At 39.2% G+C, this 14,410-nt stretch carries 2 protein-coding genes; one reads left to right on the forward strand and one right to left on the reverse strand.

Annotation, left to right across the window (positions count from 1 at the left end; genetic code table 11):
- A partial coding sequence (locus tag FWJ34_RS12740; protein WP_308255700.1) for a cadherin-like domain-containing protein occupies positions 1-14,255 on the reverse strand: 14,255 nt, incomplete at its 3' end.
- Here FWJ34_RS12740 and FWJ34_RS12745 point away from each other — a divergent pair.
- On the forward strand, positions 14,233-14,370 hold the full coding sequence (locus tag FWJ34_RS12745) for a hypothetical protein (RefSeq protein ID WP_308255701.1): 138 nt from the start codon (positions 14,233-14,235) through the stop codon (positions 14,368-14,370). The genes FWJ34_RS12740 and FWJ34_RS12745 overlap by 23 nt on opposite strands.
- Positions 14,371-14,410: the final 40 nt, after the last annotated feature.

Here is a 14,410-nt window from a genome sequence, read left to right on the forward strand (position 1 = left end):
TCAGAGAAGTTACCATTAAAGAGGGTAGTAACAGTAGCTCCTGTGGGGTTTGTTGAATCTTCATTAACAGCAGTTAGAACACTAGCACCAGTGGCGATGGGTGCATCGTTAACAGGACTAATAGCAATGGCGATCGTATCAGTGATACTGGAAAAAGGAGTTATACTGCCGTTGGTAGTAGTGTTAGCCGTTGCACCATTACTGCCTTGACTTTGATCCCATGCACGGAAGGTAATACCACTGTTAAGAGTGCCGTTTAAATTAGCATTAGGTTGAAAGTATAAACGAGTATTGACATTATCAGCAAGTAATAAGGCATTACTATCTGAAACAGAAGCGATCGAACTCCAAGTAGTTCCATTATCAGTAGAGTACCAAAAAGTCCCCAAATTAGTGACGTTAGTAATAGCAATACCAAAATTAAGACTATCCAGATCACTGATACCGCCTACAAAAGTAGAGATTAAACTACCCACTATCCCCACAGGAATAGGATTATCTTCAGTGGAACTTAAAACAGGATTAACGTTAGTATCTAAAACGGGGGCATCATTAACTGCATTAATGTTAATCGTACCAGTGAGAGTATTTGAATTAAAAGCCGTTGCACCTCCGGCGTTACCTCCGGCTTGAAGGTTATTACCATCACTGATAATTAATGTATAGTTACGAGAAGTATCCGTATTTTTTAGGGTAGGATCATCACTAGAATTACGATATTGAATATTATTGAGAATATCTTGTAAGTTTGTTAAGGTAGTATTCTGAGCTAAAGAAATGACAAGAGGAGTGCTACCAGTGCCACCGCTTAGAGTAACACCACTAGGCAAAGTAAAACTACTATTAACTAAAAGTATATCTCCAGCGATACCATCAGTTAAGGAGACAGTAATTGTACCTGCACCAAAAATATTAGAATTTAAAGCACTTGTGGTAGTTAAATCAATATCAGAGATGGAAGCACCACTAAATAGATTAACAGGATCAACGGAAAATCCTGTACCTGTACTATTATTTTCTATAGCTGTGGGGTTACTAATAGTGGCATTAATTATGGGTGCATCGTTTTGGGGGGTAATGGGTGCAGAAAGGGTAATAATATTTGACCATGTGCTAGTCTGAGTTAAATTACCTGTGATATTGACATTACTAGCAAAACTTTGAGAAGTATCTGCAACTCGGATACTTAAAGGATCGGGATTACCATTAAAATTAGCATTAGGTACAAAACGTAATTGAGCATTTTCAGGGAGAATTAAAGCTAAATTATCAGATACTATACCCACATTAACCCAACCACTACCAGTGTTATATTGCCAGTTTCCTTGAGTGGCAGGATTATTGACAATAGCAATACCACCAAAAGCACTACTAGCATTTCCCCCTCCCGTGATGCCACTCTGATTATCTGTAACGTCACTATAACCAAAGTTAGCTCCCGTAATGGTTAAGGAGGTTGTGGTATTATCTTCTAATGTGCCTGAGATAGTGGTATTAGTAGCTGTAGGTCGATCATTAACATTAGTTATACCATTACTGGTAATAGTAACTGTACCACTAGACCAAGTACCAGTGCCACCAATACTACCATTACTATTGAGATTTTTAGTGTCTCCTGAAGAAGTACTCGCACTGGGAGAAGAACTACTATCGGCTAAACGTACATTCAAAGTACCAGGAGTACCAAAGAAGTTAGTAGCTGGTACAAAACGAATTTCTCGCCCAGAGGGAATAATTAACGCCTGAGTATCTGATAAACCGCTAACAGGAATATCAATCCAACCGCCACTACCATTACCATATTGCCAAGTACCTTGTCCTGCAACATAATTACTACTACCAACAACGGCGATATTATTCAAGGCAGTTTCAGTATTATTACCACCATTGCTAGTTTGATTGTCTTTGGTATCGTTATAGTTAGTACTGGTAATCAGGGTATTAATAACTGTACCTGAAGGATTGCTAACGTCTTCATTAATATTGGTAACGCTCACACTACCCGAAGCAATCGGTGCATCATTGACAGGGTTAATACTTGTGGTTAAATTAACTGTATTGACACTATAGGCGGTAGTTCCTCCAGTAGCTCCCACACCACTTAAGTTAACCGTATTTCCTGTGGTAACAGTAATAGAACTATCAATCAGATTAACCGTTAAGGCCGGTACAGCACCATGATAGTCGGTGACAGGAACAAAACGAAGACTATTTGCGGAGGCAACGATTAAGGCGTTAGTATTATCACGAGTACCAACGTTAACCCAGCTTGTGCCGTTAAAATATTGCCAATTTCCTTGAGTTGTTGAATTAGCCGCATTACCGACGATCGCTACCCCTGCTAAGGTATTCGCAGAAGATCCTCCCGTTACCTGATCTGTACTATCAGAGAAATTCCCATTAAAGAGGGTAGTAACAGTCGCTCCTGTGGGGTTTGTTGAATCTTCATTAACAGCAGTTAGAACACTAGCACCAGTGGCGATGGGTGCATCGTTAACTGCAGTAACGCTAGTTGTTAGGGTGACGGCATTACTTGAATTGCTATACTGGGTTATTCCTCCACTTAAAGTAGTATCATTGCTAACATTAATACCTGTTGTGCCTGAAGTAACTGCACCGACTGAATTATCAATGAGACGAGTGGTTAAAATACCCGGAGTGCCATTAAAGTTTGCGTTGGGGAGAAAACGCACTAAAGTATTTTCTGCTAAAACTAAACCGTTGGAGGTAGAAACGGAGGTGCTGATAGTTTGCCAAGTGGAGCCATCATACCATTGCCATACCCCTTGAGTAGAAGTATTAGCGGCATTAGCAACTACCACTACACCAGCTAATGTATTAGCAGAAGAACCTCCATTAGCTGTTTGATTATCCGTGGTATCACTAAAACGACTCGTAAATAAACTATTAACCGTTGCCCCTGTAGGGTTGGTGTTATCTTCTAAAACTGCTGTTAATGAAGTACTAGCAGAGCTGCGAGTGGGGGCATCATTGACGGCAGTAATAGTAACGCTAATAGTTTCCGTAGCTGTAGAAAAAGCTGTTGTTCCTCCAGTGCCAATAGTACTAATGTTAGCCGTACTGCCATTGCTTCCAGAAGTTTGATCCCATGCTCGAAAAGTAATACCTGTTGATAAAATGCCGTTAATATTTGCATTGGGACTGAAGAATAAACGAGTATTACTGTTATTAGCTAGTAATAAAGCGTTACTGTCGGATAAAGTGCCACTAAATAATGTCCAGTTTGTACCGTTGTTAGTAGAGTAATAGATACTCCCTAAATTACTCTTATTGGTGATAGCAATGCCATTGGGGACATTAACTCCATCAACATCACTGATACCCCCTACAAAATTACTAATTAAAAAGCCTACTTGTCCACTTGGCACACCTATATCTTCAGTAGTGGTTATGCTTAAAACAGGTGTGTTATCTAAAACCGGTGCATCATTAACGGCAATAACATTAACTGTGGCAGTGATGCTCAAAGCGTTAGTAACAGCATCGTCTTCGTTAATTCCTCCATTAGCCCCATCGTCTTGTAAGGAAGTTATGGTTATAGTGCGGTTTCCTGTGGTGGGTGATTGACTGGTGTTTTTGTAACCAATGCCGTTAATTAAAGTGTTGATTTGAGCAGTAGTAGCATCCCCTGATTTTGTGATGGTTAAACTTGCTAAATTTCCAGTCGGATTACTAATATTGACAGTATAGCCATTGCTTGTGGTGACGTTATTACCATTAGTCAACGTAATATCTTGTCCGTCAATGCGGAGGATTTCATTAGCACCATCGTTCAGATTATTGACGGTTAATTTAAGCTCTTTTAATTTTTGTCCTGCTTCAATCGTGCCACTATTTGCACTGCTAAATAAACTGCTAGGAGTTACAACATCTTCTGTATAACTTGTATTAGCACCTGTAGCGGTTAAAGTGGGCTCGTCATTGACAGGAATCACATTGACAACGGAGACTAAATTGGGGTTAGTGTTATTAACTCCACCGTTAGCAGTACCGCCATTATCTGTGATGGAAGTGATAGTGACAAGTCGATTACCCCCCGTAGGATCTTGACTGGTATTTTTATAACCTAAACCATTGACTAAAGCATCTATTTGAGCAGTAGTTGCCCCCGTAGCGTTATTAATGGTAACGGTGGCGTTACTACCACTAAGACTAACAGTGCCACTAAATCCACCACTGGTAAAGGTTGCACCATTGGTTAAAGTAACGGTTGTGCCATTAATGCTTACTTGCTCATTGCCAACATTGACGACATTACTAATAGTAAAGACTAATTGATTGATTAATTGTCCTGCTTCAATTGTGCCTGTTGCTGAACCATTAAAAATAGTTGAAAATGCAACGGTATCTTCTACATAATTGGGATTTAATCCATTAGAAGTTAAAGTGGGTGCATCATTAACAGGAATTACATTTACCGTAGTGGAAGAAGTTGCTGTTTGTAAACCACCTTCGTTGTCGTTAATAGTAATATTAAAAACTCTATTACCACTGACAGGATCTTCAGAAGTATTACTAAAACTAATGTTATTGAGTAATTGTTTAACTGCCGTTGAGGTGGAATCGATACCATTAAAGGTGATGGTTAACCCTGTACCATTTGCTCCTCCGGAGAAAGTACCGATGGCATTCCCGTTATAACTAATCACATTACCACTAACTGTAATACCGTTAGCATTAGCAATACTAAGCTGATCCGCAATAGTAGCCCCAGAGGTATAATTAATGGTTAAAGAACTACCATTGTTATATTTCAACAGATCAGTGTCTGCATTAGTTAACGTCATGGTAGGTGCGATCGCCACAGCAGTAGCATTTTCCAAATAATTAACGGTGCTACCCGTACCTAAAATGGGAGTATCATTAACAGGTACAATTTGAACTGTTTTTGTGGTAACGTTACTGGTAGCCGCACCATCATTAATCTGAATAGAAATAGTGCGATCGCTGTTATTAGGAATCTCACTACTATTGGTATAAGTGACGGCACGGAGAGCATTTTGCCACTGGGCAAGGGTTGCAGTTTGTCCGACAGAATTAAGGGTTAATACTCCCGTTGTGGAATTATAACTGGCGGTAATATTGTCGTAAAGGGTAGCATTATTATTAGTGAATACCAGTATGTCTTCTAAGTTTTGAAGATTACCAGTAATGGAGACAGTAGCAGAAGCGAGTTTTTCGTTATCAACATCGTCTAAAGTTAAACCACTATCAACAGCAACAGGGGTAGAAGTAACATTATTACCTTCTGTAAAAGTGGTAACGCCGGAGGAAGCTGCGACAGTAGGCGGATCATTAACGGGAGTAATATTAACGGTGGTAGAAACAGTATTAGATAAGTTATTCGCTCCTTGATTATCGTTAATCTGATAGGTAATAACTCGATCTAAATTGGTGTTGTAATTACTAGGATTCGGGCTAGTGGAAGAATAGGTAGTCGATTGTAAGACTTGTAAAACATTCGCTTTAGTACCAGTGAGGGTATAAACGCCATTACTAGGATTATTAACCGTAACTCCCGTTGCACCAACAGTAAAACTTAAAACATCCCCCGTAAAGAAATCGGTAATAGTTGCAGTGGCAGTAAAGTTATTAGCAACATTCGGTTCACTTTGATCTATTTCAATATCTGCAATGAAGGCGATATTTTGTCCTATATTAAATGCAGTAGCTCCTTCAGTATAATTTCCAGTGACAGGAGAAGCAATCAACGAGATAACAGGGGCATCATTAACAGGGGTGATATTGATAATAATAGTATCGCTATCAGTTTTGTTTTGATTGGCGATCGCATCAGTATTGCCTAAGTCATCGGTAACAATGGTAATGCTACCAGTACTGAAGTTATTGTTGTAGTTAGCAGTAGGTGCAAAACCTAAACCATTCAGGGCAGTGTTAATTGCTGCAATTGTGCCAGTAATTTTAATGTTATTTGAGCCATTAACAGTTCCATTCTCAAAGGTAAGCCCTGCAATTCCCGATAGGTTAATAATCCCATTGGTTGAGGTTAGAGTAACGGTGACAGGTTGACTTCCAGCATCCACATCACTGATGGAAACAAGATTACCGTTGGCAGTGTTGAAAATGCGAATCGTATCTTCTAAAGTTGTTTGGGTTGCCAGAACATTATTAACAGGTGCATCGTTAACCGCAGTAATGTCGATTATTCCTGTTAGGGTATTGGAATTAAGGGCAACTCCTCCCCCACCATTATTACCGTCATTAAGAGTGACATTAAAAGTGCGTTGATTCTGAGTTCCTGCTACGGTAGGATCATCACTGGTACTAACATAGGTTAGATTATCGAGAAGCGCTTGGACGGCGGTTTTAGTAGCTTGGCTGTTGAAATTAATAACTAGATTTTTGCCGACACCATTATTGATGCTGTTAATTGTACCGATGGTTACACCGCCATAGGTGACGTTACTGCCAATCAAGCCAATTTGATTCGCACCACTGCCTTGATTGTTAACAGATAAGACATCTCCTGTTTGATAACTGGTGAGAGTAAGAGTAATATTACCATTAGGGAAATTATTAGCATCAATATCGACTACCGAACCACTACCTGTAACTAGAATAATCGCCGAAGCATTTTCAGTGTAAGCTCTTGTGCCTGTTGTGCCACTGATAGCTGGTGTATCATTAATGGGGTTAACTATTACTCCTAAATTAGTGGGGGTAGCGGCGATCGCCGTTTGTCCGCCATTGTTAGTGGTATTAATAGTTACTCTGACTTCGGTATTGGCATTTGTGGAAGTAAATAAGGCGTTATAGGTATCATCTAAAGCTCGAACCTGTAAAGCAGGAGGTGTTCCATTGTAATCTTGAACAGGAACAAAACGAATTAAGGTGTCTTTAGAAAGTGCTAAAGCAGTACCAGTGTCATTGACTGTATCGATAGCAAACCAATTTGTACCGCTATCAGTAGAATATTGCCATGTTCCCTCAGTCGAGCTATTCGCTGTATTACTAATAATTGCTAACCCAGAAAGGAAGGCATCAGCACCATCGTCGTCACTAAATTTACCAGCAAATAACGTATTAATAGTTTGTCCATTATTAGTTGTCGGATCTTCATTAATGGAAAAAGAAGCATCCGTTAAACTAGGGGAATCATTAGATACTTGGGTAAATTCAACAGTGGTAGTAATGACATTAGAAAGATTATTACTGCTTTGAGTATCATTAATCTGATATTGAATAGTTCGAGTACGATTTAGTTCTACACCATTAACAATATTAGTAGGGTTATTGCTAGTAGAAACATAAGTTGTGGACTGTAAAGCTGATAAAATATTAGCTAAAGTGGCACTAGATCCGCTTAGAGTATAAACATTTCCCGTACCGTTAGCAGTTGCAATAACTCCTGAAGGTAAAGTAAAGGCTAATTGATCCCCTACCAAGAAATTGCCAATAGTAACAGTAGCGGTAACTAAGTCAGGAAGTTGATTTAAACCGATCTCAATATCAGTAATACCACTTAAATTTGAACCCACATTAACAGGGGCGGCATCTTCTACTGTGGTTTGAGTCGTGCCAATAGTACCATTTAAAACAGGGGCATCATTAACGGCATTAACAGTTGTGGCTAAAGTCGTGGTATCATTTGACCAAACACCGCTACCATCGTTTTTAGTACCAATAAAGTTAGTAATATCTTGTAATGTACCGTTATTAGATATATTAAAAGTATCCGCTACTCTGATGGTTAATGCACCTACTGGGGGTTGACTGAGGTTAAGGGGGTTACTGTAATAGTCGAGGGCAGGAACAAATCGTAATTGAGCGCTAGGATTGAGTAAAAGGGCGTTTGTATTACTTAACGGTAGAGAATCAGAATCATAGGGAATTGATTGCCAAATACTTCCACCATTGGTAGAATATTCCCATTTACCCTCAACAGAAGTGGAAGCATTACCAACGATCGCAATACCAGCAAAAGCAGTAACAGCATTACCACCATTAAGGATACCCTGTTGATTATCAATACTGTCGTTATATTTACTGCCAAAGAGGGTTGTCACCGTTGCACCAGTGGGGTTGGTGGTGTCTTCATTTACTGCGGTTAAGTTGACAGGAGTTGTGGGATTAATGATAGTGGGGGCATCATTAACATTAGTAATATTAGTAGCAATAGTAACATTATTAACAGACCATGAACCAGTTGTTCCGATACCGCCATTGGTAGTTAAATTTTTGAAGTCACTACTACTTGTACTAGCAGTTAAAACTGAACTATTATCTGCTAATTTAACGGTTAAAGTTCCGGGATTGCCAAAGAAGTTACTTGCTGGTAAAAAGCGAATTTCTCTGTCTGAGGGAATAATTAAGGAGTTAGTATTAGATAAACCACTGACAGGTATATTAATCCAATTGCCTGAACCATCGCTATATTGCCAAGTTCCTTGCCCTGCAACATAATTAGTACTACCGACAATGGCAACATAACTCAAAGGAGTAGCAGTATTACCACCGTTTTTACTGATTTGATTATCTTTAACGTCACTATATTTACTATTGAGTAAGCCCAGAAGTTGTGTCCCGCTTGGGTTTGTTGTGTCTTCAGCAATAGTGGCAATACTAACAGTGCTGGTGGTAGCTGTTGGGGCATCATTAACTGGGGTGACATTGGCTTGTAAAGTTACAGCATTAGCGGCATCACTATAGCGAGTTGTACCGCCGGTAGCATTCGCCGCACTAAGATTTAATAACGCACCTGAAGTAATTGGGCTTCCTGAACTATCAATTAATCGTGTCGTTAACTGTCCTGTGGGTGTACCATGAAAATCTGCTACAGGTAAAAAGCGAATCAGGGCATTGGAAGAAAGAATCAGAGAACTATTTAAACTGACAGAAGTACTAATATCAGTCCAAGTAGTACCATTAGAAGACCATTGCCATTTACCCTGAGTTAGATTATTTCCAGTATTTCCGACTATGGCTACTCCAGCTAATATATTGGGTGCAGATCCATTATTAGCTAGTTGATTATCGGTGACATCGGTAAATTTAGGATTGAATAGGTTAAAGACTGTATTACCAGTGGGAGAAGTGGTGTCTTCCGCAACAATGGCAACGGCCGGACTCGCATCAAAACGAGTAGGAGCATCATTAACAGGACGAATTACTAGAGTGATAGTACGGCTAGTTTGTTGTGGGCCACCAATACCTGAATTACCTTTATCATCGGCTGTAATCGTTAAGGTGTCTGTGGTGGGAAAAGGAAAGGTATTAGTAAAGTTATTGTAATTACTAAGAGGTGTATAAGAAAGACTTTCTAAAACTTGATTAATCTCAGTGAGGCTACCAGTGAGGATAATAGTATTAGTGCCATTGGCACCTCCCGTAATTAAACTGGTATTGGTTACACTAATTGTGCCCGTTGTAACTGTCAGAGTAACGGTATTGTTGATAGTATCAAAAGCATCAGGATCGATGATACTAATTTTGCCCGGATTACTCCCGCTTCCATTAAAGGGTGATGTTTGATCTTCCGTCAGAAAAGCATAATTAGAGTTAGTGGAGATGACAACTTGAGGGGCATCGTTAAGACTTGAGGTGTTAATGAGTATATTACGAGTAACAGTGTTATTAGTGTCACTAAAAGGTGTCCCATTTTGGTTTGTTGCCCCACCATTGGCACCAATTACCGCTCCTGTGGTCAGATTATAGAGACGATCATCAACGGTAACAGCTAAGGAGATAGTACCATTAACATCTGTATTTACTTGATATTGCAAACTATTTAAGGCATTCTGAATATCACTCAATGTGCCTTCAATGATTATCTTATTACCATAAATATTATTATTCGTGCCACTAACTTGATTACTATAGGCTAAACCAGTGGTGGGATTGATAAAAGTAATGCCGGTGGTAGTTGTAATATTCAGCTTACCGTTAGCATAGGTTGTGCCAGCTACTAATTGAGGGTTGAGAGTAATCCGTAGGCGATCGGTTTCTACAGGGGTATTGAGGCTAAGTAAATCAACATCCGCAGGAATGATACCAGTAATACTAATAGTATTATTACCAAAGTAGTTTTGCACCCCTGGAATTGTTAAGGTAGGAGCATCATTACGAGGAGTAATATCGATATTATAAATACCCGGAACTTCTCCACCCCCTCCATCTCGAACTTCAAATTCGAAGAAATCCTGATGATTTTCTGAGCCATCGTGTTGATAAGTGATACGATTATTGTCTAAGTCATCTTGACTGAAAACACTTCCAACTCCTAAAGCCACACCATTTAAAAAGAGGTTTCCGTAGTCAACATTGTTAGAAATGAAATATTGACGCTGAATAGTCGTATTATCAGGATCTTTGTAAATTAAACGGGATTCATCTCCCAATATACCGTTAGAGCCTTTAATAGTAGCGGTTGCCCCTTCAAAAACACTAAGATTTTTCTTCTCTTGAAGTTGAGGAGGATCATTAATCGGTGCAATATCAATATTGACGGTGGTAACATTACTCAGGTTATTAATCGTACCTGTGGTATTATCATTAGCTTGAATGTTGAAACTATCGGTAAAATTCTCACTGCTATCATGAACATAACGGAATAGATTACCCACTAATTGGGCTTTGGTAATAATAATACTGCCCTTATTTAATTCAGTAATTTGTACATAACCACTGCCTTGATCTATTTCTAAATATCCATGAGTAGGTAAAGTGAGAACTTGAAAGGTGAGGTTATTAGGGGTTGCATAACCAATACCTGATTTTTCTCCTGTACCATCAATATCTACTAATGTAATGTAATCACCAAGATTGTTTAGATCAGGGCTAATTCCCGTTGTGCCTCCTTCTCGTAAAAAGGGTTTATTGCTAACGGCGATGGCAGGTGCATCATTTTGGGGAGTAACGTCAATATCAAAAATAAAGGGATTACCACTATTAGTGACAACATTGCTACCATCACTAATGGTGAATTTAAAGTTATCAATAAATTTTTCATCCCCGGCGTGATCAAAAGTTAATAACCCGTTATTGATGTCTTCTTGAGTAAAACTGTCATAAACCCTTAAGGCAACTCCATTAAATTTTAACGTGCCACTGGTAGGTAGTTCTGCAATACGAAAAACTAATTGACTAGGCGGTGGATTATCAGGATCGGTTACTTTGAGCAAAGAATTGGTAATAACAACACTTCCACCCTCAAGTAAGGTAGCAGGACTAATTACTACACCTACTCCTGTATTCGTATCAACAATGGGAGGACTACTCGGAACACGATCAGGAAAAGTTTCTCCACCTTCACCTGATCCTCGGCCGGTAGTGTCTTCAATAACTAAGGGAAAAGTTATAGTTTCAAGAGCAGTGCCGTCAGTTTTCCAAATACCCCCTTCTCGTAAAGTAGGATAAGCTGTAATTTCACTGTCTCTTACTTGGAAACTAAAACTATCATTAAAAACTCCTGCACCACTTTCAAAGAAACGATAACGAATAATACCGTTGTTAATATCTGCTTGGGTAAAGGTTGTACCCACTAACATTCTTTTCAGAGTACCGCCATCGTTGTAGAGTAAATAACCGTGATCTGGCAGATCTGTTAAAGTGTAGGTTAGCTGGGTATCTGAGGAATCAGGATCAGTCACCCGCAACATTGCAGTTGTTACAGTAATCTCTCGTCCTGTACCAGAATTAAGAGTTGTACCAGTATTATTAACAAGGGTGGGATCATCATTATTGGGAATGATATTAAGGGTGATCGTGCTAACAGTTGTTCCTGGAATACCAGTGCCACCACCATCATCAATTACTTCAATGTTGAAACTTTCATCCGGAGGATTACCGTTATTGAGATCATTACCATCATGATCGTAGCTAATAACATCGGTAGATAAAACAGTAAGCCCTCCTATAGGAAGAGAACTGATAACACTACCATTAACTTTTAAAGTACCCCGAACAGGTAAAGTGAGAATTTTAATATTATGAGGCGTTCCAACACTTTGATCAGGATCTGATATAGTAATAGGTATAATAACTCCTGTTTCCCCTTCATAAAGGGTTTGAGAGCCACTAGCACTAGGTAATTGGTTAACGGGTTTGATGGTAATGGGAATAGCTGTATTAGAGATCGTCCCCCCAGCCCCATCTTCTACGATGATACCAAAACTATCATAGGTATCGCTTAATACTTGATTGCCATTATGGGTGTATCGTAAAAATGGAATTTGATCGGCGGAAAAAGTAGAATCAACAACTAATTGACTACCATTAAAGGTTAAAGTACCACGAGTTGGTAAGCTCGTAATTTTGATGATTAATTGTTGTTGTAAATTATCAACATCCGTGAGGTTAAAGTTACCAATATTGACAAAATTCCCACTGCCTCCTTCATTGATTTCTATAGCAACGGGGTTAATTTTAGGATCATCATTAATGGGGGTTACACCACCAAAAAGTAAGACTTGATTGCTACTATTGCTGTAAATTTCTGTACCGTTACTTATCGAAACATTAAGAGTATTTCCCGATGTTAGTTCTCCTGATGAGTTATCAAGTAAACGAGCGGTTAATTTACCTATCTCTCCAGTAAAGTCAGTGGTGTTGATTTTAAAACGAACTAAAGTATCTTTATTAAGAACTAAGGCTGTAGCAGTGGTGAGGGTTGTGGGAATATCAATCCAATCTGTGCCATTAAAGTATTGCCATGTACCATTAGTGGTTGCCTCATTGGCAACGATGGCTACTCCGGCAAATTCATTAGCAATGCTTACCCCACCATTTTGAATTTGGGCATCGGCAGTATCGAGAAAACCACTGCCAAAAAGTGCTGTAACATTTAACGATCCTGAGTTTCCAGTATCTTCTGCCGCTAACAGTTGTAAATTTGGCTTAGTGATATTACGGGTTGGGGCATCATTAACGGCATTAACGCTAGTATTTAAAACTACCGTATTGTCAGCGTCACTATAGGGGGTTGTGCTTCCACTATCAATGCCACCATTAAGAGTATCAAAATTTAGAGTAGTTATGGATGTCAGCGCACCTTGAGAATCATCAATGAGACGGGCAGTTAAAGTTCCAGGGGTGCCGTTAAAATCTGCAGCGGGAAGAAAGCGAATTCTGGTGCTTTCAGGGAGAACTAAAGCGTTACTATTACTAAGATCATTGGCAATATCGATCCAGTTTATATTATCAGTGGAATATTGCCATTTCCCTTGACTAACGACTGAAGTATTTTTGACAATGGCAACACCTGCTAAATTGTTGGCATTAGAACCGCCATAAAATGTATAACTATCATTAAAGTCAGAAAATTTGCCTCCAAATAAGTAAGATACAGTGTCCCCTGTAGAGGTTATATTATCTTCATCAACTGCCGTAAGAGTGGTGGGTTGATCATCAAAGCGAACTGGTGCATCATTAACGCCCGTAACGGTGGTAGTTAGAGTTACTTCGTTATCGACATCGCTATAAGGAGTAGTTCCTCCTGTGGTGCTAGGATCACTCAAGTTAAGGCGATCGCCCCAGGGGGGAGTCGAAGAATCATCAATTAATCTAACAGTTAATGGGCTAGGAGTGCCGTTAAAATCAATGTAGGGAAGAAAGCGAATTTTGGTATTTTTCTCTAATAAAAGTGCATTACTAAGTCCAATAGTAGATTCGATGGTATTCCAACTGAATCCATTATTATTTGACCATTGCCATTGCCCTTCAAAAAAGCTAACATCATTAGCAACGACAGCTATACCTGCAAAGTTATCAGAAGGACTATCAAGGTTATCAAGGAATTTACTAGCAAAAAGATTTTCAATAGTATCTCCTGAAATAGTATCAGGATCTTGATCTTCCATAATGCTTGAGAGATTAGGTGCACTAATGCCACCATTACGAGTAGGTGCATCATTAACAGGATTTACCGTAATGCTGATAGTATCTGTGGTATTAGAAAATGCTGTGTCATCTCCGTTAATGGTGGTGTCGGCTGTATTCCCATTCGTTCCTGTAGTTTGATCCCAAGCCCTGAAAGTAATAGCATCATTTAGGGTGCCATTAAAATTCGCAGTATTGGAGACAAAATAGAGACGAGTTGCACCGTCAGAGGCTAATAACAAAGCGAAAGCGTTATTTAAACCACTGGCTGCTATCCAATTTGCACCATTATCTGTTGAATAGTATAAAGTACCTTGATTACTAACATTAGTAATAGCAATGCCTTTGACAGCACCGGCATCCACATCAAAAATATTGCCTATAAAATCATCAATCAAACTACCGACAGCACCAACGGGTAAAGAATCTTCATCGGCGATGGAAGTTAAAATTCAACTAGGAGTCAAAACTGATGAATCATGGCAAGGGTTATTGGTAAAACTGAATTTTTGACTGCAATATGTAATTATGGGAAGGTTTTAACCATCATAAA

The sequence above is a fragment of the Geminocystis sp. GBBB08 genome (genome assembly GCF_016743215.1).
In the GTDB taxonomy this organism is placed as follows: domain Bacteria; phylum Cyanobacteriota; class Cyanobacteriia; order Cyanobacteriales; family Cyanobacteriaceae; genus Geminocystis.